The sequence below is a fragment of the Micromonospora sp. NPDC005172 genome, from assembly GCF_040608555.1.
Lineage (GTDB): Bacteria > Actinomycetota > Actinomycetes > Mycobacteriales > Micromonosporaceae > Micromonospora.
On the sequence record NZ_JBEXIL010000061.1, the window covers coordinates 1 to 26,792 of the forward strand.

Here is a 26,792-nt window from a genome sequence, read left to right on the forward strand (position 1 = left end):
GGCGGGCGGGGAGCCGAGACCCGCCTGGTGGGGGGGGCGCCCCCCCCCCCCCCCCCCCGCCACTCGCGTCACGGACGGGGTAGGCGCATCGCCATTGTGGGGGCCTCGGCCATCACCGAGGTGGGGGTGAACGGGGCGCCGGTCGGCAACTCCTCGGCGCGGCCGATCTGCACGCCTGGGTACAGCTCGATCATGTCGTTCTCGCCAAGCACCCGGGACTGCTGCGGGGCCAGCGGAATGCGGTCCGACTCGGTCATCGAACCGCCCGGGCGGATGCCCGAGCCGTTGGTGCTGATGTCGGTCACGATGACCTCACCGACCCGCAGCTCGAAGTGCACGTGACCCCGGCTGATCCACCGCCTGGCCTCGTCGTTGAGCCACTGCCCGAGCATGATCCCGCCCTCCTGCTCGGGTGCCCGGCCGGCCACCACCGGCTGCTCCTCGCGGAGCACGAACCGCCGCCGGACCAGACCGCCGACGCGTACCGCGAGCACCTCCGTACGCGGACGCGGGCCGGCGTCACCGAGCCGCGCGCCGTGCCGGGGGCAGGTCGGTACGCCGTTGCGCAGCGAGGGCGGCGGCTGCGCGGCCGGGCTGCGGTCCGCGCCTCCGGCGAGGTCGGCGAACGCGCCACCCCCACCACCGCCGCCGAACAGCGCGCACCCCGACTCCGGGCACCGCCACTGGCGGGCCAGCAGCTTCGCGCCGGTCGGCGAGCGCTTGCCGGCGACCGGGGCGTGCCCGCCGCCGACGTGCGCGATGAACACCGGACCACCCGCGCCCGGCACGGGGGCGACCACCCGGCCGGGCTGCTCGACCAGCCACGGGAACCGTCCACGCAGCCCGTCGAAGCGGACCCGGGTGAGCACCGGCACGCCCAGCAGGTCGGCCACCTCCAGCATCCGGTCACCCGGATTGTCGAGCACCTCGACCAGCCCGTCGTCCGCCCAGCGGCGCACCACCATCCGCTCGTTGGACGTCAGGTCGGCGTCGGAGAGCAGCGCACGGTGCACCACCGCGTACACCTGGACGCTGTCCTCCTCCATCTCGCGGGAGAGCGCGTCGATGACCATGCCGAGGCGCAGCAGGCTCGCCGGCCGACCGCCGTCGATGTCCTGGTAACGGATGATCTCGGCCAGGTCGAGCACCGCGCGGGCCAACGACGGGTCCGTGCAGACCCGCCCCTCGATGGCGTCCAGCACCTTGCTGATCTCGAATCTCATGCCGCACTCCGGACGATGTCGTCAATCCGCCTGGCCAGCTCGATGTCCCGGTGGGTTACCCCGCCCAGCTCTTTCCGCACCGCGTCCGCGGTGAGCAGGTCTGCCATGACCAGACCCTACCGGTGGCGCAGTCGACGAGTCGGACGCGCCACCGTCAGCCGCGCAGCGGCCGGCCCACCTCGTGCAGGTGGCCGAGCGCCTGCCGGTACGACTCGACCAGCCCGGTCTCGGCGTACGAGATGCCCTGCTCCGCGCAGTAGGCGCGCACGATCGGCTGCGCCCGGCGCAGGTTGGCCCGAGGCATGTTCGGGAACAGGTGATGCTCGATCTGGTAGTTGAGCCCACCCAGCGCGGTGTCCACCAGGCGACTGCCTCGCACGTTGCGCGAGGTCAACACCTGCTTGCGCAGGAAGTCCAACTCGTCCTCGGCGGTCGGCATCGGCATGCCCTTGTGGTTCGGCGCGAACGCGCAGCCCATGTAGAGGCCCCACAGCGCCTGGTGCACGGCGGCGAAGAGCAGCGCCTTGCCCGGCCACATGACCGCCAGCAGCAGCGCCACGTAGCCGACGGTGTGTGCGACGAGCAGTGCCGCCTCGACCGCGCGGTGCCGCATCGGGGTGGCGTACCGGCCGTCCGGCCCCCGGCCGACGATCGCCCGGATGCTCGCCGCGTGCAGGTTCAGACCCTCCAACAGCAGCATCGGAAAGAACAGGTACGCCTGCCGTCGCGCCAGCCACCGACCGAACCCTCGGGTGCCCAGCGCCTGCTCGTACGTCCACACGAGCGCGCCCGCGCCGACGTCCGGGTCCTCGTCCTCGTGGTTCGGGTTGGCGTGGTGCCGGTTGTGCTTGTCGACCCACCAGCCGTAGCTGAGCCCCACCGCCGCGTTACCGGCGACCAACCCGACGAGCTCGCTGGGGAGGCGTCGACGGAACATCTGGCGGTGTCCCGCGTCGTGGCCCAGGAACGCGACCTGGGTGGTGGCGACCGCCAGCACGACGGCGAGCGCCACCTGCCACCAGGAGTCGCCGACGAGGACCACGGCAACCCAGCCGGCCACGAACGCGCCGAGGGTGAGCACGATCCGGGCCACGTACGAGGCGGGCCGCCGCTCCAGCAGACCGGCCTGACTGATCCGTCGGGACAGCTGTGCGTAGTCACTACCCCGCCGTACCGGCGGTTCCGCCACCGCTCCGAGCGCCATCGCTGCGTCCCCCTTGATGTGGATCGGACCGGATGGTCCGGGCTCACCGTCAACCATGCCCAAGGAAGTTGGGCTGAGTAACCCTGAGAACCCCCGGACGGGGGGTAGGGCGAGCACTACCCCCCGACCTCGGCTCAGCCCAGCCGGGCCACCACCGCGCGCAGTCGGGCCAGGTCACGCCGCCGCCGCTCGTAGCTGGCCGCCAACCCGATCAACGCCAACCCGCCGACGCCCAGGTAGATCCACCGGGGCAGCAGGTCCCAGCCACGCACCAGCTCGTGCAGTGCCAGGACCGCCAGCACGCCACCGGCGACCAGCACCGGCGCCTGCCAGCGACGGCGGGCCCCGGCCAACACGGTGCCCAGGGCCGCCGCCCCGAGTAGCAGCCGCCGCCACGGCTGCGGGTCCGACCCGGCCAGCACCGACACCAGGCTCGGCAGCAGCGCGGCGACGAGCCCTGGACCGAGCGCCGGCCAGCTGGTCAGCCCCGGCCGGGTCCGCAGCGCCAGCAGGCCCGCGCCGACGGCGAGCGCGGCGGCCGGCAGGGTGTACGCCTCCAGCACGGTCACCCCGCCGGCGGCGAGCAGCACCCACGCTCCGAGCAACTCGCTGCCCGCGGCGACGGCGGCGAACCCCCACCGTCGACCGGCCGACTCGCCCCGTCGCAGCAGCCGCAGCGCCACGGCCGCTCCCCAGAGCACGCAGACGGTCGCGAGATGCCGGGCCACCTCGACGGCCAGCACCGCCGCCACCAGCGCCACCGCCTGCGCGGCAGCGTCCAACACGCGCCCGACCGCCACCCGTCGGCCGCTCGCGGCGGCGGCGACGGCGAGGACCAGCGCGGCCACCCCCAGCAGCGGGTACGCCGCCGCCTGCACCGGCTGCCCGGCGGCGAGCGGCGCCGTCACCGCCAACGCGCACGCGGCCCCCACCGCCGCGACGCTTCCGACGAGGCGCACCTCGCCGACCCGTGCCCCGACGGCAACGACCACGGCCGCCACCAGGAGCGTGCCCTCGGCGGCGAGCGTCCCGGACCGGGTGGCCAGGAGCCCCGTCACCCCGGCCACGGTCAGCACCGCCCCCGCCGGCGCGACGATCGACGCGAGTGCCAGGCGGGGCGTCAGCAGGGCGGCGAGCAGCAGCGCGGACACTCCGGCGAGCAGGGTGGCGGCCGGCAGCACCGGCCAGGGCGCGCCCACCGCGACGAGCAGTACCGGGAGCGCGGCGGCGGCGAACGGCACGGCGACCAGCAGCGGTTGGCGTAGCGGCCGACCGGCCAGCAGCGCGGCCACCGTCAGCGTGACGAGGGCCAGCCCGGCCGGGAACAGCCCCCGATCGGCGACGACGGTCGGCACGCCGGACCAGACCGACCCCGGGACGCGGTACGGAGCGAACAGCGCCCCCCACACCGCGGGCACCGCGGCCAGCGCCGCGACCCCCGCCAGCACGACACCCGACGCCGCCAGCACCCTCGACGGGCCGACCGCCGACAGTCCGCCCCCGTGGGTGACGAGCGCGACGCCCAACGCCGCCAGCGCGGCGTACAGCGTCACGGGTTCGTCTCCCACCGCCAGCAGTGGCGCGATCCCGGCCGCGAGCACCGCGACCACCGCGCCCGTCACCGCGTACCCCAGGAGGTCGGTCCGGTGGCGACGCACCGCGAGCGCCGCGACCAGCGGAAGCCCGGCGGCGGCCAGGGCCGCGCGGGCCTGCCACCACGGCGGCGCGCCGGCCGCGAACACCGCCACCGCAGCGATGCCGGGCAGCGCGAGCTGGGCGACCAGCACACCCACACCCGCCACCCGGCGGTACGCCCCGGACCCCCGCCGCAACGCCACCGCCACCCCGAGCGCGGTGCCGACACCCAACACCACCACCACGCCTGCCGGATCGGCCAGCGCCACCAGCAGCGCGTGCCCGAGCAGGACCGCGCCGCCGGACGCCCAGCAGAGCAGGATCGCCGCTCGGGTCGCCGGGCGGGCCAGCACGGCGAGCAGCAGCACCGACCCACCCACCAGGTCCACGGCCACCACCGTCGTCCACGACGCCGTCCACCCGGCCGGGACGGCGAGCAGCACGGCCACCGCACCGGCCGACGCGAGCACCGCCCACCCGCGCCGGGGCAGCAGCGCCACGGTCCCGGCCAGCGCCAGCGCCACGGCCGGCGCCAACTGCCAGCCCCAGCTCAGGTCCGGCCCCAGCCGGGCCCCGTGCCAGGGCGGCAGCGACCGGGTGGCAGCGGCCACCGCCAGCGCACCGGCGATCACCACGGTGATCTGCGCCGTAGCGGCGGCGACCAGCAGCGCGCCGGCACGCGGACCGGTACGCCAACCGGTGGGCAGCAGTCGCACCGCACCGGCCAGGGCGAGTGCCACCGTCGACGCCGCGAGCAACAGCAGCGACGGACGCAGTTCACCCACCGGACGCAGCAGCGCGGCGGCGAGCACCGGAACCAGCAGCCCGCCGGCCACCGCCCGCAGCGTCGCACCGCCAACCAGCCAGGCCGCGCCGACCCCCGTCACCGCGACCAGCAGCAGCGGCGCCCCCGCCAGCAGTGGCGATCCCGCAGCCCGCCCCACCAGCAACGGCACCAGCGCACACGCGGCGGCCCCGGCCAGCGCGCCGACATGGCCCACTCCGGCGAGCACCCGACCGGCCAGCCGGACGCCAGCCACCCCGCCGCGCAGTGCGACCAGCACCACCAGGTCGAGCAGGGCAACCCCGAGCAGCGCCAGCGCCCAGCCCGCCGCGCCGGGCTCGGCCTGCACCGCGAGCAGCGGCAGCACCGGCTGGCCCACCACGAGGGCGGCGAACCAGGGCCCCGCCAAGCCGCTGAGCCGCCCGTACGCGACGGCGACCGCCGCGCTGGCCCCCCCGACCAGCGCGGCGTAACGGGTGCCCGGCCAGTCGGCCACCCCGGCCAGGTCCACCGACCAGGCGGCGTACCCGTCCAGCAACACCAGCAGCAGCCCCACCGCGGCGAACGTCTCCGCCGTGCCCCGCAGGCCCCGCCGAACCGCCACCAGCGGGCCGGCCAGGACGAGCGTCGTGACCGCCGCCAGGATCAACGCCCGGCCGCCGACCCCCACAGCCGCCCAGGCGACCGCCGTGAAGACCACCGCCGCCGTACCGAGCAGGAGTCCACCCAGGACGAACAGCAGCCCCTGGACGGTCCGCGTCGAGGTCTCCGCCGCGCCGGGCGACGGCGTCCCCACCACGCCACCGACGGGCGTCGACGCAGCGAGCGGTGCCGCCGGTACGGTCGACACCTCCGCCGCCCTCTGCGCGCGAACCACCGCCGCCAGCTCGGCGCGCCGCCGCGAGGTCGCCGTCAGCAACCCCGCCAACTCGGTGTACGTCCGGCGGGCCCGCTCCACCTCCGGCTCGAGCCGAGCCACCTCCCGACCGAGTTGGACGACCTCGGCCGCGATCGGGTCCGGCGGGCGGCCGCAGCCGGCACAACCGGCGCTCAGATCGGCCGAGGCGCCGCAGGCGGGGCAGGGATAGCGCGTGTCGTCCACCCGGTCATCATCGAGAAGCCGGAGGGGGACAGCCCAGAGTGCGCGTACCTAGGGTCGGGTGTGGTCGTGTACCCAGGCCGCGTACCCGGGGTTGCCGCTCTCCACCCTGGACACCAGGATCTCCGGGACCTCGTACGGGTGGCTGGCCCGGATCTGGTCCACCAGAGCAGCCAGCCGGTCCGGTGCGGTCTTGAACTGCACGGACCACTCGGTGCTTGTCTCCACCCCGGAACGCCACCAGTAGGTGCTGTCCACCTGACCGCCGACCTGGGCACAGGCGGCGAGCCGCCCGGCGACGGCCGCCGCCGCCAGCACGTCCGCGACCGAACGCGCATCCACCACCGTCGTCACCACGCAGATCTGCTCCACGAGCGCACCCTACGCGGCAACCTCCCGGTTGGCTGCGATCCATGTGTCGATCTGCGCCCACCAGTCGAAGAGCCAGTCGATGCGCTGCTGCCGTTCGGTCGGCACCTCCTCGGGCGGCACCGACCAGAAGCGCATCACGATCCGCTTGTCCATGGGCAGTTCCCGCCACACGTCGGCGACCGTGAGCATCCGGTCCAGTCCGGTGTGGGCGACGAAGATGACCCCGGCGTCCGGTGCGGCGTCCAGCGCGGCGAGCACGCCACCGGGCTGCGGGGCGAGCACGTGACGCATCCGTTCGGCACGACGCGCCATGCGTTCGAGGCCGAGCGAGCGCAGCCGGGCGATGGCCCGCAGTCGCCGTCGCGGGGTGAAGTTGCCGCCCTCCGGGAAGATCACGAAGGCGTCGTTGTCGTCCAGGCCGGTGGCCAGGTGCCCGACCTGACGTACGGTCTCCTCGCCACGCTCCGCGGTGGGCGCGATGAACCGGTTGGGCAACCTGTTGAGCAGCACGTCGATCGCCGGGTCCCACTGCAGGCTGTCCTTGAGCACGATCCGTGGCTCCCGGTGGAACCAGTTGACCAGCCCGTGGATCAGGATGAACGAGTCGCCCGGCCCGGCATGTCGGCACAGCACCAGTTCGGGCCGACCAGGCAGCGCGGTGTCCGGGTCGGTCCCGACCACGTCGATGTTCAGCCGCAGCGACCAGCGGGCCTGCCAGAACAAGACCCGCAGGAACCAGCCGGCCAGCACGTAGTGCGCGCGCTGGAACCCCGGGGACCGGCTGCGCCAGCCGAACCCGGAGGCCAGCCAGAGGACGAAGAGCGCGAGCAGCGCGGCCGCGTCCCAGACCAGGTAGACGCAGCCGATCCAGAGCAGCCGCAGGGGGCGGAGCCGGCCCGGGACCAGCGGTGAGGCAGCGGCGGCGAGCAGCGCCCAGACCGGCAGCGTGGTCACGACGACGATCGCGAGCAGCACCACGCCGGGAGCGATCAGCAACCGCCGCAACCACCGGGGAGGCAGCGGCATCAGCGGTCCACGTGGGTGGCGAGGTAGCGGCGGGAAGCGGTGTACGCCCGGCTGATCCGACGTCCCACCGCGGCCATGTCCCGGTACGCCCAGGGCGTGTCGTCGCGGGGATCCAGCCCTCCGGTCGGCAGGACGTGCACCTCCACCCCCTCGGGTAGCGCGGCCATCTCCCGGAAGAACCGGTGCCGGCGGGAGATCTCGAACGCCACCTGCGCGATCTCCCAGGGCCGTCGGGGCGGCGTCAGCTCCCGTTCGATCCGGCCCACCTGGAGGACGAAGATCTGGCTGGCGCCCGCGGCCACCGCCTCGCCGATCGGGATGGAGTTGACGATGCCACCGTCGATGTAGTGCGCGCCGTCGATCTCGGTGGGCGGGAGCAGACCTGGCACCGATGCCGACGCCAGCACCGCCGGCACCACCGGCCCGCTGGTGAACCAGTGTTCGGCGGCGCGTTCGATGTGGGCGGCGCAGCAGCGGAACGGCACGCGCAGGTCGGCGAAGGTGGTGTCCAGCCCCAACTCCGACTCGAGGAGCCGGCGCAGCGGTCGGGGCGAATGCAGGTGGGTACGGGCGGCGAAGCGGCGCAGTTGTCGGGCGACGGAGTCGCCGTACACCTCGCTGGCCTCGGGCGACGCCCAGAGCCGGACCAGCCGGTCGGTCACCGCCTCGGACGGGTCGGCGGCGACCAGCGCACCGTTGACCGCGCCGATCGAGGTGCCGATCACCATGTCGGGCTGGATGCCGGCGCGGAACAGTGCCCGCAGCATCCCGACCTCCACAGCGCCGAGCACCCCGCCGCCGCCGAGTACGAACGCCACCGGTCCCGGAGCCATGTCCTCATCCTGGCACGCGCCCGCCGCCGACCCGCGAGCCGCCGCCGCCGGACGGTCGGCGCACCCCAGCCACCGTCCGTCGACTTGCCGTCCCGTCGGCGTTGACAGGCACGACACATTCGCGCAACCTGATACCGCTCCCACCCCGAGGGCAGGTGCGATCCGTGAAGGCAGCGCTGCATCCGGGCCGCTTGCTGGCCCGCAGGTACCGACTCATCGACCAGATCGGTGCCGGCGGCATGTCGGTCATCTGGCGCGCACGGGACGAGGTGCTCGACCGTTTCGTGGCGCTCAAGGTGCTCGCCGCCTCGTTGGCCGCCGACGCACGGTTCCGCGACATGGTGCGGGAGGAGGCGCGCGCCGCCGCCCAGTTGGTGCACCCGCACGTGACCTCGGTGCACGACTACGGCGAGACGGTCGACCCGGACGGCTCCATCACCTCGTTCGTGGTGATGGAGTTGCTCAGCGGCGAGGAGCTGGAGCTGCGGCTCACCGAGGGGCCGTTGCCGTGGCCCGAGGCGGTCGAGGTGGGCGCCCAGGTCGCCGACGCGCTGGCCGCCGCGCACCGGCTGGGCATCGTGCACCGCGACATCACCCCGTCCAACGTCATGATGACGGCGATGGGGGTGAAGGTCCTCGACTTCGGCATCGCGACCCGGATCGGCGCGCCCGACGAGGACGAGGACGGCGGCACGTTCGGCACCCCGGCGTACGTCGCCCCGGAACGCCTCGACGGCGCTCCCGCCCAACCGGCCACCGACGTCTACTCGCTCGGCGTCCTTCTGCACGAGGCGTTGACCGGGCGGGTGCCGTACCCGGCGGACACCTGGGAGCAGCTCAGCGCCGCGCTCGCCGACGGCCCCGCGCCGACGCTGGCCGGCGTGCCGGAGCTGCCGACGGCGGTCGCCCGGATCTGCCTGCGCAGCCTCGCCCGCGACCCGGCGGACCGGCCGACCGCTCGGCAGATCGCCACCGTGCTGCGCGGCCATCTGCTGACGCCCGACCCGCCGACCGCCACGATCGGAGTTCCGGCCCCGACCCTGCCGACGCCGTCGCCGCCGGGCCTGCCGGCGAGCGACGCCCCGGCCGCGCACGCGGGCGTCGTGACGACGCTCCGCGCCGACGGCACGACCCGCACGCCGGCACTGCCCGCTGACGGCGCCCCCCGGTCACTCCGACGGCCGGCGCTGCTGGGGATCGCCGTGGTCCTGGCCGTCGCCGTTGCGCTCGCCGGCACCACCCTGCTGCCCGACCAGAAACCGGATCGTCGGGCCGAGCCCACGGCCGGTCCGACGACGCCCGCGCCCAGCGACCCGTCGACCGATCCGCCAGCCGGCGACCCGTTACAGCCGGCCCCGGCACCGACGTCGGCACCGCCCACCGTCGCGTCCACTGCCGAGCCGGGCACCCTCGCCGAGGCCGCCAACCGCGTCGACGGGCTCGTCGACGCCGGGCTGCGCGACGGCGAGATCCGCAGCGACGTCGGCCTCGACCTGCACCAGTCGCTGCGCAACCTGCTCGTCGCCGTCGGGTCCGGCCGGGACGAGCTGGCGCCGTCGGTGGCCCGGCTGCGCGAGAAGGTCGCCGTCCGGCTCGGCGAGGGTGCGATCAGCCCGGCGTACGCGCAGCGGCTCGACGCCGCCATCGCCGAGTTGGGCGCGGCACGGGTCTGACCGGGGCGCGGCGATCAGCGCACCGCGACCGAAGCCGTTCGCCGGACGTCGGGCCGACCGAGGGCGAAGCGCTGGTAGATCTCCTCGTAGCCGTACGCCATCCGCTCGACCGAGAAGTTCTCGGCGACGTGCGCCACGCAGTCCCGCGGGTCCAGCTCCCGCGCAGCCCGCAAAGCGGCGGGCAGTTCCTCGGCCCCTCGGCACACCAACCCCGTGCGACCGGGCCGCACCAGTTCCGGGACCGCGCCCCGGTCCAGCGCGACCACCGGCGTACCGGTCGCCATCGCCTCCAGCATCACCATGCCGAACGGCTCGTCCCACTGGATCGGCATGATCAGGCAGCGGGCGTCGACAAGCATTCGCAGGGTCTCGGCACGGTCGGCGTTGAAGACGACGGTCACGTCCTCGTCGACCAGCGGCGCGACGACCTGCTCGTAGTAGCGCCGCTCGGCCGGCTCGTTGCACTTACCGGCCAGCAGCAGCGGCAGGCCGGCCTCCCGGCAGGCACGGATGGCGACGTCCGGGCCCTTGTCGGGGCTGAACCGGGCCAGCCACAGCACCGGCCCCGGGCCGGGCTCGGTCTTACGCGGTAAGCCGCGCAGGTCCAGCGCGTTGTGCACGGTGCCGGCCCAGGGCAGACCCGTGTTGAGCCCACGTTGGGCGTGCGAGATGGCCACCAGGGCGACGCCCTCGTCGGCGTCACCGAGCACGTCGCCGTACTCCCCGACCGGGTTGCCGTGCACGGTCGCCACCGTCGGTACCGACCGGCGGCCGGCCACCAGCGGGCCGATCGTGGTGTGGTCGTGGATCACGTCGAAGTCGGCCGGCGTGATCAGGCGGTTCACCCGGGCCAGGTGCGCCAGCTCCGGCAACGACTCGCCGAGCCGCTCGTACTGCACCTCCGCCACGGTGGAGACGAAGCCGCTGGCGGCGGTGCCGTGCTGCGCACCGGCACCGAACAGCGTCACCGCGTGACCGTGCGCGGTCAACGCGTCCACCAGGCCGGCCACCACCTGCTCCAGACCGCCGTAGCCGGGCGGCGGCACGGACAGCCATGGCGGGACCACCATCGCGATGCGCAACGACCGCTCCGGCGGGCGGTCGGCGGGCGGGTGGTTCACGGCCACGAGTCCTCCCCGTTGGTCCCCCGGTCGGCATGGTTCGCGGCGGATTCCCCACGCCGCCCCCGGTAAACCGGACAAGGCGGACGCTTACCCGCCGACCAGGAGTTGGTCGTGCACGACCCGCACACCCGGCGTCGACCACGCCACCCGCTCCACCTGGTCCCGTTCCCACCACGAGCGGACCACCCCGGCGAGGACCAGCGTGTCGCCGTCCACCTCCACCGCCACCCGTTCGGCGCCGAGTGTCCGCGCCAGCGCGCGCTGGACGTCCTGGCGCACCCGCTCGTCCGGCGACGACGACGGTCGCACCTCGACGAGGTTCGTGATCCCCCGTACGCCGTCCAGTCGGCGCAACTCCCCCTCGGCGGCGCGGCGCTGCCACCCGAACTCGACTTCCCCGCGCAGCATCACCCAGCCGTTGGCCACGCTGACGTCCAGATGCTCGGCGGGTACGAAACTGTCCCAGTCGAGGGCGCGGGACGCGGCGAGGGCGATATCACCGTCGGTACGCCCCGGGGTCCCCGGCAGCCGTACCTCGATCTCGTCGGCCACCACGCGTACGCCCCGGACCCGTTGGGCGCAGCGGATCGCCGCCCACCCGCGGGCGGCCCCGTCGACGTGACCGGTGAGGGTGACCACCCCCTGGTCGACGGTCACTCCGATCTCGTTCGGCGGCACCTGCGGGTCCCAGGCCAGCTCGGCCAGGACGTCCCGCTGGACCTGGTCGTCCTCGACATCCATGGTGCTCATCAGCCCCACCCCTCACGCTCGCCAGCTCGCCCGCCGAGCCTGCCGGGCGTACGGGTGACGGCGGTTCACCCTGCTCGGGTGAACCGCCGTTCCGGGGAAAGAAGCGGCGGGTGACGGAGCCAACCCCCTTGGCTCCGCCACCCGCCGCCGGAGGGAGGCAGGTGGTGGTGTCGGTCAGGACGTCTCGGCGAGCGTCACGGTCACCGTCTTCTCGGCACCGTTGCGCTTGAAGTGCACCTCGACCCGGTCGCCGACCTTGCCGGCCTGCACCGCGCCGACCAGGTCGTCGGAGTCGTTGATCGCCTTGTCACCGAAGCGGGTGACCACGTCACCCTGCTGGAGGCCGGCCTTGTCGGCGGCGCTGCCCGCGGTGACCGAGGCGACCAGTGCGCCGCCGCCCTCGGCCTGGTTGACGCCGACTCCGAGCGACGGGTGGCTGACCTTCTCGCCGCGCTGGAGCTTGCCCGCCACGTCCTTGGCCTTGTTGCTGGGGATGGCGAAGCCGACGCCGATGTTGCCGGTGCTCTGCCCGGAGGTGGCGATGGCGGTGTTGACGCCGATCACCTCGCCCCGGGTGTTGACCAGGGCACCACCGGAGTTGCCCGGGTTGATCGGCGCGTCGGTCTGCAACAGGCCGGAGATCGAGCTGACGGCCTGGCCCTGCTGCCCCGGGTCCTGCTGCTGGCCCTCGCCGGCCCGGATGGTGCGGTCCCGGGCGCTCAGGATGCCGGCGGTCACCGAGCCCTGGAGGCCCAGCGGGCTGCCCAGGGCGAGGACCTGGTCGCCGACCTGCATGGCGTCGCTGTCGCCGAACTTCGCCGGCTTGAGGTCGTTCAGCCCGTCGGCCTTGACCACGGCCAGGTCGGTCTTCGGGTCGGTGCCGACGATCTTCGCCTGGACCTTCCGGCCGTCGGCGAAGACCACCTGCACGGTGTCCCCGCTCGCGGAGGCGACCACATGGTTGTTGGTGAGCACGTAGCCGTCGGCGGTGAGCACCACGCCGGAGCCCTCACCGCTGTCGGTGGCGATGGAGACGACGCTGTCCTGGACGGCGGCGGCGATCTTCGGCAGGTCCGCGCTGTTGAGCACCGGTGCCGCCGTGTAGGTGCGGGTGACACCACCGCCGTCGCCGTCGAGGGCGAGCGCGAGCGCACCACCGGCCACGCCGGAGCCGAGCATCAGGGCGAACACCGCGACACCGGCGCCGGCGAACTTGGCGATCCGGCCCGGCCGTGGCCCGGAGCCGGGCGGCGTGGCCTGCGGACCCCAGGGTGGCACGGGCTGTCCCGGGTGCTGGGGGTGCTGTCCATGTTGGGGCGCGTGCTGCGGGTAGACCATGCCCGGCTGGCCCCCGCCGGCCCAGCCGGACTGCTGGCCCGCGTACCAGGGGGCACCCGGGTAGCGACCGTCGGTGGGCTGCGGGTAGCCGTGCTGGCCGGGCGTCGGGTGGCCGGAGACCGGGTACGGCGGCGCGGACGTGCCGGCGGTCGGCGGCTCGTACCCGGTGGGCTGGCCAGTCGCCGGCTGGTATCCGGCGGGCTGGGCCGCGGTCGGCGGCTCGTACCCGGTGGGCTGCCCGACGTGCTGGACGGGCGCGGTCGGCGCGTCGGTCACGGCCGGGTTCGCGGCCGTCGGAGCGTCGGCCACGGCCGGGGTGGCGGCGGTCGGGGTGGCGGCGGTCGGCGCGTCGGCGTCGGCCGGAACGGGGGTCGTCGGAGAGTCGGACTGCGCGCGCTCGTCGCGCGGCAACTCGGCGGTGGGGTGCGACGGCTCGGCGTCGGTGGGGGCCGGCCGGCGCTGCGGGTCGGACTCGAACTCGGTCATGGGACTACCTTCTCCCTCCGCACTGCAATCAACCTGGAACCGTCCTGGAAGTTGGCTGAAAGTCACTCGCCCAGGTCGTCGCCTCTGGGCACCTGCGGCAGCCGGACCCGGAAGGTGGCCCCGCCCCCCGGCGTCTCGACCACCTCGACCGAACCGTGGTGGGCGGTCACCAGAGCCGCCACGATGGCCAGGCCGAGGCCGGTGCCGGTGTTGCCGTCCGCCCGTCGGGTCCGGGCCGCGTCGGCCCGGTAGAACCGCTCGAAGACCCGCTCCGACTGTTCCGGGGACAGTCCCGGGCCGGTGTCCGCCACCTCGACGACCGCGAGGTTGCCCGTCTCGGCTCGTAGGCGCACGCTGACGTCGGCTTCCGGCGGTGTGTGGGTCAACGCGTTGGTCACCAGGTTGCCGATGATCTGCCGCAGCCGCGCGTCGTCGGCGTAGACGACGAGGGGGCCGGAACCGGGCTCGATCTCCAGCTCGATCCGCCGGTCCGGGGCGATCGCGCGGGCCGCCTGCACGGCGTCGGAGGCGAGCACCGGCAGCTCCACCGGGGCCAGCGAGAGCGGCCGTTCCCGGTCCAGCCGGGCGAGCAGCAGCAGATCCTCGACCAGCAGACCCATCCGGGCGGCCTCGTCCTCGATCCGGCGCAGCAGCCCGGAGGTCTGCTCCGGCGCGCGGGCCGCGCCCTGGCGGTACAGCTCGGCGAAGCCACGGATGGTGGTCAGCGGAGTCCGCAGCTCGTGCGAGGCGTCCGCCACGAACTGCCGCATCCGCTCCTCGGAGCGTCGGGCCCGCGCCTCGGACGCCTGGGCCGCGGCGGCCGCGTCGCGGGCGGTGCTCTCCGCCGAGCGGGCCGCCGTCTCCGAGGCCGCCCGGGCGGTGAACGCCGCCTCGATCTGGGTGAGCATCGCGTTCAGCGCGCGGGAGAGCCGGCCCAGCTCCGAGGTGGGTTGCTCGTGCCCCTCCTCGGGGTCGGGCACCCGGCGGGTCAGGTCACCACCGGCGATGGCGGCGGCGGTCCGCTCGATCTCCACCAGGGGCTTGAGGCTGGTCCGCACGATTGCCGCGCCGACCGACGCCAGCATGATCAGTACCGCGCCGCCGACCAGCAGGTCGATCCAGACGAGCTGCTTGACCGCGCGGTCGACCTCGGTCAGCGGCTGGCCCACGGCCAGCACCGAGCCGTCCGGCTGGGCGGCGTAGTAGACCCGCCACCGGGTCCGCCCGTCCTGGGACAGGACCGTCTTCGGCTGCCCCTCCAGGTCCTCGAAGCCCGCGCGGGTGGTGGGGAAGCTGGGCAACTGTTCGGGGGAGCGATTCACCTTGTCGTAGTACGGCCGGGACACCCTGCTCTCGTCGGCCAGCGAGACGACGTAGTCGCTCGGGAGCGTCACGTTTACCTCGCCGCTGCGCAGACCCGGGAGGTACTGACCAAGACCCTGGGTGGCCGACCGGATCTGCCCGTCCACCTGGTCGACCAGGTAGTTGTGCAGGAAGTAGGCGGTCAGCGAGCTGATCACCAGCAACGCCGCGGAGACCAGCGCGAGCACCGAGGCGACAAGCTTCACCCGCAGCGGTACGCCCCGCAGCCGTCCCTTCGCCTGCTGGACCGGGTTCACGCCGCCGGCTTGCGCAGCACGTACCCCACGCCGCGAAGGGTGTGGATCAGCCGGGGCTGACCGGTGTCGACCTTGCGCCGCAGGTAGGAGATGTAGGACTCGACGATGTTGTCGTCGCCCCGGAAGTCGTAGTTCCAGACATGGTCGAGGATCTGCGCCTTGGACAGCACCCGGTTGGCGTTGAGCATCAGGTAGCGCAGCAGCTTGAACTCGGTCGGCGAGAGCTGCACCCGCTGCCCGGCGCGGTGCACCTCGTGGGTCTCCTCGTCCAACTCCAGGTCGGCGAAGGTGAGCCGGGACGGTGCCTGCTCGCCGGTGGTGGTGCGGCGCAGCACGGCCCGGATCCGGGCGGTCAGCTCCTCCAGGCTGAACGGCTTCGTGACGTAGTCGTCGCCACCCAGGGTGAGCCCGCGGATCTTGTCGTCCGTGGCGTCCCGCGCGGTCAGGAAGACCACCGGGGTACGCGTACCGCCCTCGCGCAGCATCCGGATGACCTCGAAGCCGTCCAGGTCCGGCAGCATCACGTCGAGCACGACAAGGTCGGGCCGGTGGTCCTTGGCGGCGTTCAGGGCCGCGCTGCCGCTGGTCGCGGTGGCCACGTCGAAGCCCGCGAAGCGCAGGCTCGCGGAGAGCAGTTCGAGGATGTTCGGGTCGTCCTCGACGACGAGAAGTCGCGCCTCGGTCTGGGTAGCGGGCATGGGCCCAATCATCGGTGAACTCACTGCACCGGCGCTGGACGCTACCTGGAAAAATCCTGTGAGTCGCGGACCGGTCAGCGCAGGAGCCGGCGCAGCCCGTCCAAGGCGCCGTCGAGCAGTCGGATCGCGGTACGCAGTTGAGTGTCGCTGAACTGTCGCGCCCGCGCCAGACGGCCCACCTCGGCGGTGAACGCGGCCAGCCGCTGGTCCAACTCGTCGAGCAGGGCGGCGCGCGGCGCGTCGGCCGGCGGAGGCCGGTACGACGACGCGGGCGGCACCCAGCGCGCCCGTCGGGTCTGGCGGGTGGCCTCGCTCAACTCCCGCTTGAGGTCACGCGTCGAGCCACGCACCTCGCTGCGGATCTCGCCGGCCAGGGTGGAGAGGTCCGCCACCGAGGCCGCGATGTCCGCCTCCAACGCGGCCAGCTCGCCGGCCCGCTGGCGCAGCTCGTCGAGGCCGGCGTCGGTGATGCCGTACGTCTTGCGCCCACCGGCGGCGGTGTGGGTGACCAGCCCCTCGGCCTCCAACCGTTGCAGCCGGGGATAGATGGTGCCGGCGCTGGGCGCGTAGAGGCCGAGGAACCGGTCCTCCAGGAGGCGGATCAGCTCGTAGCCGTGCTTGGGACCGTCGTCGAGGAGCTTGAGCAGGTAGAGCCGGAGCCGTCCGTGGCTGAACACGGCGGTCACGGCAGCTCCTCGGAATCGTCGTCGACCGCTCGGGCGAGCAGCGCGATGCTGCCCGAGGTGGCGGAGGCCCAGAGCTTACCGTCACCGCTGCCGAGCACCCCCTCGCTGCTCGGCAGCGGGTACGTCGAGCTACGCACCTGCGGGAACCCGCTGGTGATCCGGCCTGCGGCGGTGTTCAGCCGGACCGAGAGGTCGCTGTCCTCACGGACCCGGACGGTGATGCTGCCGGAGATCGTGGCGAGCCGGATGTCGCTGCGACGGGGGTTGTCCAGGTCGCAGGTGATGGCACCGGAGACGGTCTGCGCGCGTACCCGCTCGGCGGCACTGTCGGCGAGGATCACCTCCCCGGAGACGGTCTCCAGGGTGAGGTCGCCGCGCACCCCGAGCGCCTCGACCGGCCCCGAGGTGATCTTCGCGGAGGTGGTGCCGCGCAGCCCCATCAGCGTGATCTGACCGGCGGCGAGGTCGACGGTGGTCTGCCGGCGCAGCCCGGAGACGACCACCGAGCCGGCGCCCAGGCCCAGGTCGGCGAGGACGTCGGCGGGTACGGCCACCGAGACGTCCACCCGGGGGAAGCGGTGGATCGCCCGGAGCCCGCGCAGGAAGTTCGGCCAGCCCCAGTCACGCTCCTGGCGGATGCTGAGGCGGCCGTCGGAGTGGTCGATCAGGACAGGACGACGGCCGACCTCGGTGATGTCGATCCGGGCCGGGCCGTCGGCGGCGACCACGTTGAGCCGTCCGCTGACGAGGCGGACGTCCAGCCGGGTGACCGGACCGTCCAGGGTGAGCCGCTGCGGCGTCTCGACCGTCCATCCGGCCATGGGTGTGCTCCTCTCGACGGCACGCCGTGGCGCGCCTCCCGAGAAGACAGTAACGCGATACATCGCGATACGACAAGACTGTCGCAAGCTTGAGCCACCGCGCCCGCCAAGATCCGCACAGTTGGGCGAGGTCGGTTCAGGCGGCCAGGTCCAACTCCTGACCGGGGTTGGGCGTCGGCGCTGGGACGGCCGGAGGCAGGGTGGCGACCGGCCGCAGCCGGGTCCGCGCCGGGGCGGTCGCCACCAGGTGTACGGCCGATTCGGCGGCCCGGGCCAGCAACCGCCGCTCGGCGTCCTGCCCCGGGTGCAGCGCGGCGGCGATCGTCACCGAGACCACCAGTTGCCGGGTCGCGACCACCCGCGCCACCGAGCGCAGCAGGGTGTCCGCACCCAGGAAGGCGGCGACAGTGGTACCCACCCCGGTGTCCGCGCACCGGTACCCGAGCCGCAGCGGCACCACCGGAGCGCCCGCGTCGATGGCCGCCTGGAACATGGCCGGACGGAAGCCGCCCCCGGGACGACACTCGGCCGCGCCGTCCCCGGCACACCAGGTCGTACCCTCGGGAAAGACCGCGACCGAGCGGCCGGCGCGCAGCGCGTCGGCGAGCCGGCGCACGGTGGCCGGCAGTGCGCGCGGGCGCGACCGGTCCACGAAGACCGTGCCCGCGGCGGCGGCCAGCAGCCCGACCACCGGCCACGATCGGATCTCCCGCTTCGCCACCATCCGGGTCGGCGCGACCGCCAGGACGGCGAGGATGTCCAACCACGACACGTGGTTGGCGACCAGTAGCGCACGCCGCCGGGGCAGCCGCCCCTTGATCACCAGCCGGACGCCGAAGGCGCGCACCGTGCCACGGGCCCAACCACGCAGCAGGGCCTGCCGCTCGGGCGCCGGCAGTACGGGCAGCAGCAACGCCACGCCCACCCCGGCCACCAGCATGACTACCGCCGCGACCAGCCGGAGCACCCGACGGGCCACCGGCACCGTCGGCACCTCGCCGGCCGTCGGCAGGCAGTCGTCGTCGCAGCCCGACGAGGGCCGCCACAGGTCGTGCGCCACGACGCTCACCGCTCGTCCCCGCCCAGGAAGTGCCGCAGGTAGCGCGGGTTCATCCGGTCCAGCGAGAAGAGCACGTAGAAGTCCGCGCACCCGAAGTCGGGGTCGTACGACGGCTCGCCGCAGATCCACGCGCCGAGTCGCAGGTAACCGCGCAGCAGCGGCGGCACCGCCACGCGAGCGGCCGGCTCGCCGTCGACGGCCAGAGCGGCGGCCGGCTCGGCGAACCACGGGCGCAGCGGGCGGACCCGCAACGGCGGCGGCGACAGGTGTCGCGCCTGAACCTGTGCCCAGACCCCGGCGACCGTACGACCACCGTCGTCGACCGGCACCGAGGCGCAGCCACCGAGCCACCGGGAGCCGCGTAGGTGCAGATAGCGGGTGAGGCCCGCCCACATCAGGTTGATCACCGCGCCGGATCGGTGGTCGGGGTGCACGCAGGAGCGACCCGTCTCGACGAGGTCGTCACGGAGCGGGTCCAGCGCGGCGAGGTCGAACTCGCTCTCGGCGTACCGCCGGTCGGTGCGCCCCGGCGGCAGCAGCCGGTACGTGCCGACCACCTGCCCGGTGCTGTCCTCCCGGACGATGAGGTGGTCGCAGTGGGCGTCGAAGGGGTCCACGTCCAGCCCGGCTCCGCCGGGGGCGAGCGTGGCGCCCAACTCGGTGGCGAACACCTCGTGGCGCAGGCGTTGCGCGGCCGCGACCTGGGTGGGGTCGTCGGCGATCAGCAGGGTGTATCCGCTGGTCGTCAGTGGCGTGCCAGCGACATGCAGAACGGCCATGGGATCTGTGTAAGGGCCCCGGGTGCCATCGGTGGACACCGCTGGTGTCGGACGGATGAACGCCGGCCGGCGGATGCCTGCGAGGTGTGTCCGTGCGAGGCTGCGGGACGGCCGGCGACGATGCCGTCCCAGCCCCACGGAGGTCACCGATGCGCATCGAGTCCCGCTACAACGGGCCCACCGGCTCCGGTAACGGCGGCTGGAGCGCCGGGCTATTCGCCGCCGCGGCAGGACCCGGGCCGGTCGAGGTGACACTCCGTCGGCCACCGCCGTTGGAGACCACGCTGACCCTGGTCGACGGCGAGGTGCGGGACCCGTCCGGCGAACTGGTGGCCGAGGTGCGCCCGACGGACGTCGTGGACGCGGTCGTACCGCCGGTCGACGCGGAGACGGCGGCGGAGGCGGCCACCCGCTACCCCGGGTTCGCCGCGCACCCGTACCCCGGATGTTTCGTCTGTGGTCCGCGCCGTGACGACGGGCTGCGGATCTTCCCCGGGCGGCTGCAGGACGGCCGGACCGCCGCGCCGTTCCGCGTACCCGAGGAGGTCGGCGACGCCACCGTGTGGGCCGCGCTGGACTGCCCCGGCGGCTGGACGGTGCTCGCGTCGGACCGCCCGTACCTGCTCGGTCGGATCGCCGCCGTGGTCACGGCCCGGCCGGCGCCCGGCGACGAGTGCGTGGTGACCGGCGCGCTGATCGGCGTCGACGGCCGCAAGGCGTTGGTGCACACCAGCCTGTACGGGCCGGGCGGCGCGCTGCTCGGCGCGGCGCGGGCCACCTGGATCGCCCGCTGAGGCCCCGGCGTCGTCCCGGGCGTCGTTCGCAAGGAGGACCACGCCGTAGGTACTCGGGCTGATTGACCTTGTTGCTCGGTACCGTCACGCTGTGCCACGGCGTACCTCGACGCCACACGGGAGGAGAACGATGACTGACGGGCAGCGAAGCCCCACCAGCGACGGTCAGATCGTGGTGTCCGGTCTGACAAAGCAGTACAAGAACGTGCGGGCGGTGAACAACCTGTCCTTCACCGTGGCACCGGGGCGGGTGACCGGCTTCCTCGGCCCGAACGGCGCCGGCAAGACCACCACGCTGCGCATGCTGCTGAACCTGGTCACGCCCACGGGCGGCACGGCCACCATCAGCGGTCACCGCTACGCCGACCTGTCCGACCCGCTGCGGCACGTCGGCGCGATCCTGGAGGCCTCCAGCGCGCACAAGGGCCGCACCGGCATCAACCACCTGCGGGTGATCTGCGCGGCGGCCGGTCTGCCTCGGACGCGGGCCGACGAGGTGCTGGAGCTGGTCGGGCTGACCCCGGCCGCGAAGCGCAAGTTCAAGGGCTACTCGCTGGGTATGAAGCAGCGGCTCGGTATCGCCGCGGCGATGCTCGGCGACCCACGGGTGCTGATCCTCGACGAGCCGGCGAACGGGCTGGACCCGGAGGGCATCCGGTGGATGCGTGGGTTCCTCAAGAACCTCGCCCACGAGGGCCGCACGGTGCTGGTCTCCAGCCACCTGCTGTCCGAGATGCAGTTGCTCGCCGACGACGTGGTGATCATCGCGGCCGGGCAGCTCGTCCGGCAGGGGCCGGTCGAGCAGGTCCTCGGGTCGATGGCGCAGGGCGCCCAGGTCCGGGTCCGTACCCCGCAGGCCGAGGCGCTGACCACCGCGCTGAAGGCGCAGTCGGCCACGGTCACCACCGACGAGCACGGTGTCCTGCTGGTCTCCGGGGTGGACGCCCCGACGATCGGCCGGGCCGCCCTGACCGCCGGCGTGGAACTGCACGAACTGACCACCGAACGACCCGATCTGGAACGGGTCTTCCTGGAGCTGACGGCCGGAAAGGCGGGCATCCGATGAACCTGGTCCGATCCGAGCTGCTCAAGATCCGTACCACCAACACCTGGTGGATCTTCGCGCTGATCAGCCTGCCGCTGTGGGCACTCACGCTGCTCATCAACTGGTTGCAGGCCGACGCCCTCACCAGCAACAACATCCAGGACCTGTCGGCCGAGCAGGCCGCGCAGTTCGATGCCGCGGCCAGTCCGGACGCGCTCTCGTCGAACCTGTTCACCACCGGGCAGTTCTTCGGCCTGCTGATCATCATGCTGCTCGGCATCATCGTGGTGACCAGCGAGTTCTTCCACCAGACGGTCACCACCACGTTCCTCACCAACCCGCACCGCACCGCGGTGATGATCGCGAAGCTGGTGGCGGCGGGTGTGCTGGCGCTGCTCTTCTGGCTGGTCACCACCGTGTTCAACCTGATTGCCGGCTCGGCGGTGCTGAGCGCCGTCGGCATGGACTCCCAACTGGGCAACGACGCGGCGTGGCGGGCCATCGGGTTGAATCTGCTCGCGTACCTGCTCTGGGCGGTGTTCGGCGTCGGCATCGGCGTGCTGATCCGCAGCCAGATCGGCGCGACAGTCACCGGCATCCTGCTCTACCTGGGCGGCTCGATCGGCGCCATCTTCGTCATCGCCATCCTGGCGGAGCGCTGGGGTGACTGGATCAACAACCTGCAACTGCTGGTGCCGTCGCTCGCCTCGTCGCTGATGGTCACCGGCGCGGAGATCCCCGGCAACCCACCGCGCTGGGCCGGCGCGGCGGTGCTGATCGGGTACGCGGTGGTCACCGGCGTGGCCGGCTCCCTGCTGATCCGTCGGCGCGACATCTCCTGACCGACGACGTTCCGGGGTGGCGGCGGCACGGCCGTCACCCCGGGACGGTCTCAGGAGGCGGCCGCACCACGCCCGTCACCCCGGAGTCTTCCCACCCGTCACCCGCCAGGGCAGCCCCGGCCGCCGCTGACGGGTATGCACTGGGTGATCTGCGGGGCCGGCTCCCGGTCGGCGGGGACGTGCCCGGTCAGCCCGCCGGTGGCCATGCTGCCGACCAGCGCGACGGCCACGTAGATCAGCGCCACCCCACCGAACGCCCAGGCGAAGTGCCGACGCCACACCGCGTCCCCGGCCAGTACGGCCAGCAGCAGGCCCATCACCGGCAGGGCCCCGTTGAGCAGGAGCCCGATCGTCAGCAGGGCGTCGGTGGTCGCGCCGAACGCCTGCGCCTCGTCGTGGGTCGGCGTGTACGGCTGGGAGACGCGCCGGAGCACGCCCACCAGCAGCAGGAACGGCACTCCGTAGAGCCAGGCGAAGAAGAGCCCTCCGAAGCCGAGGCGCTTCATGCCAGCCCCGCGAGGACGGCGACGCAGAGCGTGAAACTGACCCCTGCGGACAGCGTTCCGGCGACCACTGCCGACGGGACGAGCCGGACGGCCAGCGCAGCCACCAGGGCCGTCACGAACAGCAGCCCGACGAATATCGGCGCGCCCCACACCAGCGCGACGAACGCCAGCGACTCCCCCGGCGACAGGCAACTGAACCAGGCCGAGCAGTCGTCGTCCGGCGGCGTGCTCGGAACGCTTGTGGTGCCCACCGCCACGGCCGCGATGGCGGTGACGTACCAACCGGCCGCCACCGCCATGCTCCTGCCGTAGCGCCCCCGTGCCCCGTGTCGATCCATGCGCCCGATCCTCGCGTAGGAGCGCCCACGGGACATCCGTCGGGATACTCAGTCCCGCCGTAGCAGCCAGCGGCGATCACCGCAGGGGTTGCCGAACTTCTGGCATCTTCTGTGAATCGGGCCACCCGACCGAGGCGGAAATGCCGGGGCGATCCGTACGGCGTAGCCTGGGAGTCGTCTGTCCGTTCTCCTTGATCGGACGTGACGGGCACCGCGTGACACACAAACCCGCGTGAAAGAGGCGATTACCGGCCGTGTCGACCCAGCAGACTTCGCAGGAGAACCCACTGGCGGGTTTCGGCCCGAACGAGTGGATCGTCGAGGAGATGTACCAGCGCTACCTCGCCGACCCAACGAGCGTCGATTCGGCCTGGCACGACTTCTTCGCCGACTACCGGCCAGCGCCCGGCGCCGCCACACCGCGCGGTGCTGACCCCGCCGGCAAGCCGGCCGCAGCCCCCGAGCCGGACGGTCAGCCGGAGGCGGCAGCCACGGTGAGCCAGCCGGCCGCCGCCCCGAGCGCCGCGCCGGCCAAGTCGGCCGCGAAGGCGCCCGCGCCGACCGCCGCCCCGGCCAAGAGCGCCCCGGCGCCCGCCAAGGGGACGCCGGCCAAGCCGGCCGCGAAGGCGCCCGCGCCGAGCTCCGACGGCCCGCAGACCACGCCGCTACGGGGTGTGGCCGCGAAGATCGTCCAGAACATGGACGCCTCGCTGAGCGTGCCGACCGCGACCAGCGTGCGCGCGGTCCCGGCCAAGCTGCTCGTCGACAACCGCATCGTGATCAACAACCACCTCGCCCGCGGGCGGGGTGGCAAGGTCAGCTTCACCCACCTGGTCGGCTACGCGATGGTCCGCGCGCTGGTCGAGCACCCCGAGATGAACAACTCGTTCGCCGAGGCCAACGGCAAGCCGGCCGTGGTCCGCCCGGCGCACGTCAACCTCGGCATCGCCATCGACCTGGCCAAGCCGGACGGCAGCCGCAACCTGGTGGTCCCCTCCATCAAGGGCTGCGAGCAGATGGACTTCCGGCAGTTCTGGCAGGCGTACGAGGACGTGGTCCGGCGGGCGCGGCGCAACGAGCTGACCATGGAGGACTACAGCGGCACCACGATCTCGCTGACCAACCCGGGCGGCATCGGCACCGTGCACTCGATGCCGCGGCTCATGCAGGGGCAGAGCGCGATCATCGGCGTCGGCGCGATGGAGTACCCGGCCCCCTACCAGGGCATGTCCGAGGCCACCCTCGCCGAGCTGGCCGTCAGCAAGATCATCACGCTGACCAGCACGTACGACCACCGGATCATCCAGGGCGCGCAGTCCGGCGAGTTCCTCAAGGTGATGCACGAGCTGATCCTGGGCGAGCGCGGCTTCTACGACCAGATCTTCACCTCGCTGCGCATCCCGTACGAGCCGGTGCGCTGGATGCGGGACGTGGCCGTCAACTCCGAGGGTCAGATCAACAAGACCGCCCGGGTGCACGAGCTGATCCACGCGTACCGCGTGCGCGGTCACCTGATGGCCGACACCGACCCGCTCGAGTTCAAGATCCGCAAGCACCCCGACCTGGACGTCCTCCAGCACGGGCTGACCCTGTGGGACCTCGACCGCGAGTTCCCGGTCAACGGCTTCGCCGGTCGGCAGCGGATGAAGCTGCGCGAGATCCTCGGCGTGCTGCGTGACTCGTACTGCCGCCGGGTCGGCATCGAGTACATGCACATCCAGGACCCGGAGGAGCGGCGCTGGATCCAGGAGCGGATCGAGCGCAAGTACGAGAAGCCGTCGGCCGACGAGCAGAAGCACGTGCTCAACCGGCTCAACGCCGCCGAGGCGTTCGAGACCTTCCTGCAGACCAAGTACGTCGGCCAGAAGCGCTTCTCGCTGGAGGGCGGCGAGTCGCTGATCCCGCTGCTCGGCGAGATGCTGGAGTCCTCCGCCGAGAACGGCCTGGACGAGGTCGTCATCGGGATGGCCCACCGTGGTCGACTCAACGTGCTGGCCAACATCGTCGGCAAGCCGTACGAGAAGATCTTCTCGGAGTTCGAGGGTCACCTCGACCCGCGCTCGACGCAGGGCTCCGGCGACGTGAAGTACCACCTGGGTCAGAACGGCAAGTTCACCACCCCGGACGGCGAGCACGTCGTCAAGGTGTCGCTGGTGGCGAACCCGTCGCACCTGGAGGCCGTCGACCCCGTGCTGGAGGGCATCGTCCGGGCCAAGCAGGACCGGATCGACCTCAAGCTGGAGGGCTACACCGTGCTGCCGCTGGCAGTGCACGGCGACGCCGCGTTCGCCGGCCAGGGTGTGGTCGCCGAGACGCTCAACCTGTCGCAGCTGCGCGGCTACCGCACCGGTGGCACCGTGCACGTGGTCGTCAACAACCAGGTCGGCTTCACCACCGCCCCGGAGTACAGCCGGTCCAGCCTCTACAGCACCGACGTGGCCCGGATGATCCAGGCGCCGATCTTCCACGTGAACGGCGACGACCCGGAGGCCGTGGTCCGCGTGGCCCGGCTGGCTTTCGAATACCGGCAGGCGTTCAACAAGGACGTCGTGATCGACATGGTCTGCTACCGCCGGCGCGGCCACAACGAGGGCGACGACCCGTCGATGTCCAACCCCCAGATGTACAAGATCATTGACTCGAAGCGTTCGGTGCGCAAGCTCTACACCGAGGAGCTGATCGGTCGCGGCGACATCACCGTGGAGGACGCGGAGGAGCTGCTGCGCGACTACCAGGCGCAGCTGGAGAAGGTCTTCAAGGCCACCCGGGACGCGGCCGCCACGCCGCGCCAGCTCAACCGCCCCCGCCGCGAGGAGGAGCCGGAGCCGGCGGTCGACACCGCCACCGACGCCGCCGTCGTCAAGGCGATCGGCGAGGCGCACGTCAACCTGCCGGAGGGCTTCACCCCGCACAAGCGCATCCAGCAACTGCTGGACCGGCGCTCCAAGATGTCCGTCGAGGGCAACATCGACTGGGGCTTCGGCGAGATCATCGCGCTCGGGGCGCTGCTGCACGACGGCGTCACCGTCCGGCTCGCCGGGCAGGACTCGCGGCGCGGCACCTTCGTCCAGCGGCACGCCTCGGTGGTCGACTCCCGCACCGGCGACGACTACCTGCCGCTGAAGTCGCTCACCGGCGACGGTGAGCGGTCCCGGTTCTTCGTCCACGACTCGCTGCTCAGCGAGTACGCGGCGATGGGCTTCGAGTACGGCTACTCGGTGGAGAACGTCAACGCGCTGGTCGCCTGGGAGGCCCAGTTCGGTGACTTCGTCAACGGCGCCCAGTCGGTGATCGACGAGTTCATCTCCTCCGGTGAGGTGAAGTGGGGTCAGCGCTCCGCCGTCACCCTGCTGCTACCGCACGGCCACGAGGGCCAGGGCCCGGACCACACCTCCGGTCGCCCGGAGCGGTTCCTGCAGATGTGCGCCGAGGACAACATGCGGGTGTCCATCCCGACGACCCCGGCGAACTACTTCCACCTGCTGCGCCGCCAGGCCCTGTCGCCGAAGCGCAAGCCGCTCGTGGTGTTCACGCCGAAGTCGCTGCTGCGGCACAAGCTCTGCGTCTCCTCGGTGGAGGACTTCACCACCGGCACCTTCCAGCCGGTGCTGCGCGACACCGCCGCCCCGGCGCCGGAAGCGGTGAAGCGGGTGCTGCTCTGCTCCGGCAAGGTCTACTACGACCTGTTCCAGGCCCGGCAGGAGCGCGGCATCACCGACACGGCGATCATCCGGATCGAGCAGCTCTACCCGCTGCCGGTGGAGGAGATCCGCGCCGCCCTGGCGCAGTACCCGAACGCGGAGGACTTCGCCTGGGTGCAGGAGGAGCCGGCCAACCAGGGCGCCTGGTCGTTCGTCGCGCTCAACCTGCTGGAGCACCTCACCGACGTTCGGCTGCGGCGGATCTCCCGCCCCGCCGCGGCGGCCCCGGCGGTCGGCTCGGCCAAGACCCATGAGGTCGAGCAGACCGCGCTCATCGAGGCGGCGCTTCCCCGCCCGTGACCTGACCGCACCGCGACAGCCGGGGCAGGGCCGTTCCCACGGTCCTGCCCCGGCTC

The 26,792-nt window shown here is 73.0% G+C and carries 22 protein-coding genes; 5 read left to right on the forward strand and 17 right to left on the reverse strand.

Annotation, left to right across the window (positions count from 1 at the left end; all coding sequences use genetic code 11):
- Positions 1-68: 68 nt before the first annotated feature.
- The 6 genes from ABZV06_RS28300 to ABZV06_RS28325 all read right to left on the reverse strand — a co-directional run bounded on the left by ABZV06_RS28300 (position 69) and on the right by ABZV06_RS28325 (position 8,176).
- A complete protein-coding gene (locus ABZV06_RS28300) occupies positions 69-1,223 on the reverse strand; it encodes an FHA domain-containing protein (protein ID WP_355625257.1) in 1,155 nt (384 codons plus the stop codon).
- A gap of 154 nt (positions 1,224-1,377) precedes the next feature.
- Positions 1,378-2,427, reverse strand: coding sequence for an acyl-CoA desaturase (locus ABZV06_RS28305; RefSeq protein ID WP_355625259.1), 1,050 nt, complete (start codon positions 2,425-2,427; stop codon positions 1,378-1,380).
- Positions 2,428-2,561: 134 nt separating this feature from the next.
- A complete protein-coding gene (locus ABZV06_RS28310; RefSeq protein ID WP_355625261.1) occupies positions 2,562-5,948 on the reverse strand; it encodes a hypothetical protein in 3,387 nt (1,128 codons plus the stop codon).
- A gap of 48 nt (positions 5,949-5,996) precedes the next feature.
- Positions 5,997-6,317 (reverse strand): divalent-cation tolerance protein CutA, encoded by a 321-nt coding sequence (gene cutA / locus ABZV06_RS28315; protein ID WP_355237358.1) that lies wholly within the window; start codon positions 6,315-6,317, stop codon positions 5,997-5,999.
- Positions 6,318-6,326: 9 nt separating this feature from the next.
- Positions 6,327-7,343 carry a 1-acyl-sn-glycerol-3-phosphate acyltransferase gene (locus tag ABZV06_RS28320; RefSeq protein ID WP_355237355.1) on the reverse strand — a complete coding sequence of 339 codons (1,017 nt, stop codon included), beginning with the start codon at positions 7,341-7,343 and terminating at the stop codon, positions 6,327-6,329.
- The gene (locus ABZV06_RS28325; RefSeq protein WP_355237353.1) at positions 7,343-8,176 is read right to left on the reverse strand and encodes a patatin-like phospholipase family protein; all 834 of its coding nucleotides are present in this window, start codon (positions 8,174-8,176) and stop codon (positions 7,343-7,345) included. Before ABZV06_RS28325 ends, ABZV06_RS28320 begins: the two co-directional genes overlap by 1 nt.
- A 164-nt stretch (positions 8,177-8,340) precedes the next feature.
- Here ABZV06_RS28325 and ABZV06_RS28330 point away from each other — a divergent pair, with 164 nt between their 5' ends.
- Complete coding sequence (locus ABZV06_RS28330; protein WP_355625263.1) at positions 8,341-9,849, forward strand: protein kinase; 1,509 nt, start codon at positions 8,341-8,343, stop codon at positions 9,847-9,849.
- A 14-nt stretch (positions 9,850-9,863) separates the two neighbouring features.
- Here ABZV06_RS28330 and ABZV06_RS28335 read toward each other — a convergent pair whose 3' ends face one another.
- From ABZV06_RS28335 to ABZV06_RS28375, 9 genes are all read right to left on the reverse strand, one after another.
- On the reverse strand, positions 9,864-10,919 hold the full coding sequence (locus ABZV06_RS28335; RefSeq protein ID WP_355625288.1) for a glycosyltransferase family 4 protein: 1,056 nt from the start codon (positions 10,917-10,919) through the stop codon (positions 9,864-9,866).
- A gap of 141 nt (positions 10,920-11,060) precedes the next feature.
- Positions 11,061-11,714 (reverse strand): BON domain-containing protein, encoded by a 654-nt coding sequence (locus ABZV06_RS28340; RefSeq protein WP_355625290.1) that lies wholly within the window; start codon positions 11,712-11,714, stop codon positions 11,061-11,063.
- A 183-nt stretch (positions 11,715-11,897) separates the two neighbouring features.
- Entirely contained in the window at positions 11,898-13,547 is a 1,650-nt protein-coding gene (locus ABZV06_RS28345; protein ID WP_355625265.1) for a trypsin-like peptidase domain-containing protein, read from the reverse strand.
- Positions 13,548-13,609: 62 nt separating this feature from the next.
- Positions 13,610-15,166 (reverse strand): HAMP domain-containing sensor histidine kinase, encoded by a 1,557-nt coding sequence (locus ABZV06_RS28350; protein WP_355237345.1) that lies wholly within the window; start codon positions 15,164-15,166, stop codon positions 13,610-13,612.
- Entirely contained in the window at positions 15,163-15,864 is a 702-nt protein-coding gene (locus ABZV06_RS28355) for a response regulator transcription factor (protein WP_355052798.1), read from the reverse strand. Before ABZV06_RS28355 ends, ABZV06_RS28350 begins: the two co-directional genes overlap by 4 nt.
- A gap of 74 nt (positions 15,865-15,938) precedes the next feature.
- Positions 15,939-16,550, reverse strand: a complete 612-nt coding sequence (locus ABZV06_RS28360) for a PadR family transcriptional regulator (RefSeq protein WP_355625266.1) — start codon at positions 16,548-16,550, stop codon at positions 15,939-15,941.
- Positions 16,547-17,371, reverse strand: a complete 825-nt coding sequence (locus ABZV06_RS28365) for a DUF4097 family beta strand repeat-containing protein (RefSeq protein WP_355625268.1) — start codon at positions 17,369-17,371, stop codon at positions 16,547-16,549. Before ABZV06_RS28365 ends, ABZV06_RS28360 begins: the two co-directional genes overlap by 4 nt.
- Before the next feature lie 136 nt (positions 17,372-17,507).
- The gene (locus ABZV06_RS28370) at positions 17,508-18,440 is read right to left on the reverse strand and encodes a lysophospholipid acyltransferase family protein (RefSeq protein WP_355625270.1); all 933 of its coding nucleotides are present in this window, start codon (positions 18,438-18,440) and stop codon (positions 17,508-17,510) included.
- Positions 18,437-19,210 carry a GNAT family N-acyltransferase gene (locus ABZV06_RS28375; RefSeq protein WP_355237333.1) on the reverse strand — a complete coding sequence of 258 codons (774 nt, stop codon included), beginning with the start codon at positions 19,208-19,210 and terminating at the stop codon, positions 18,437-18,439. Before ABZV06_RS28375 ends, ABZV06_RS28370 begins: the two co-directional genes overlap by 4 nt.
- 149 nt (positions 19,211-19,359) lie before the next feature.
- Between ABZV06_RS28375 and ABZV06_RS28380 the strand changes: the two genes are divergently transcribed.
- From ABZV06_RS28380 to ABZV06_RS28390, 3 genes are all read left to right on the forward strand, one after another.
- Positions 19,360-20,004 carry a hypothetical protein gene (locus ABZV06_RS28380; RefSeq protein WP_355625272.1) on the forward strand — a complete coding sequence of 215 codons (645 nt, stop codon included), beginning with the start codon at positions 19,360-19,362 and terminating at the stop codon, positions 20,002-20,004.
- Positions 20,005-20,134: 130 nt separating this feature from the next.
- The gene (locus ABZV06_RS28385; RefSeq protein WP_355625274.1) at positions 20,135-21,070 is read left to right on the forward strand and encodes an ABC transporter ATP-binding protein; all 936 of its coding nucleotides are present in this window, start codon (positions 20,135-20,137) and stop codon (positions 21,068-21,070) included.
- Positions 21,067-21,891, forward strand: a complete 825-nt coding sequence (locus tag ABZV06_RS28390) for an ABC transporter permease (RefSeq protein ID WP_355625276.1) — start codon at positions 21,067-21,069, stop codon at positions 21,889-21,891. The genes ABZV06_RS28385 and ABZV06_RS28390 overlap by 4 nt, the downstream gene beginning before the upstream one ends.
- Positions 21,892-21,989: 98 nt before the next feature.
- On the opposite strand, the gene ABZV06_RS28395 is transcribed toward ABZV06_RS28390, so the two are convergent.
- Entirely contained in the window at positions 21,990-22,397 is a 408-nt protein-coding gene (locus tag ABZV06_RS28395; RefSeq protein WP_355237321.1) for a hypothetical protein, read from the reverse strand.
- Positions 22,394-22,735, reverse strand: coding sequence for a hypothetical protein (locus ABZV06_RS28400; protein ID WP_355625278.1), 342 nt, complete (start codon positions 22,733-22,735; stop codon positions 22,394-22,396). Before ABZV06_RS28400 ends, ABZV06_RS28395 begins: the two co-directional genes overlap by 4 nt.
- Positions 22,736-22,989: 254 nt before the next feature.
- On the opposite strand from ABZV06_RS28400, the gene ABZV06_RS28405 reads away from it, so the two are divergent.
- Positions 22,990-26,736 carry a multifunctional oxoglutarate decarboxylase/oxoglutarate dehydrogenase thiamine pyrophosphate-binding subunit/dihydrolipoyllysine-residue succinyltransferase subunit gene (locus tag ABZV06_RS28405; protein ID WP_355237315.1) on the forward strand — a complete coding sequence of 1,249 codons (3,747 nt, stop codon included), beginning with the start codon at positions 22,990-22,992 and terminating at the stop codon, positions 26,734-26,736.
- The last annotated feature ends 56 nt before the right edge of the window (positions 26,737-26,792 follow it).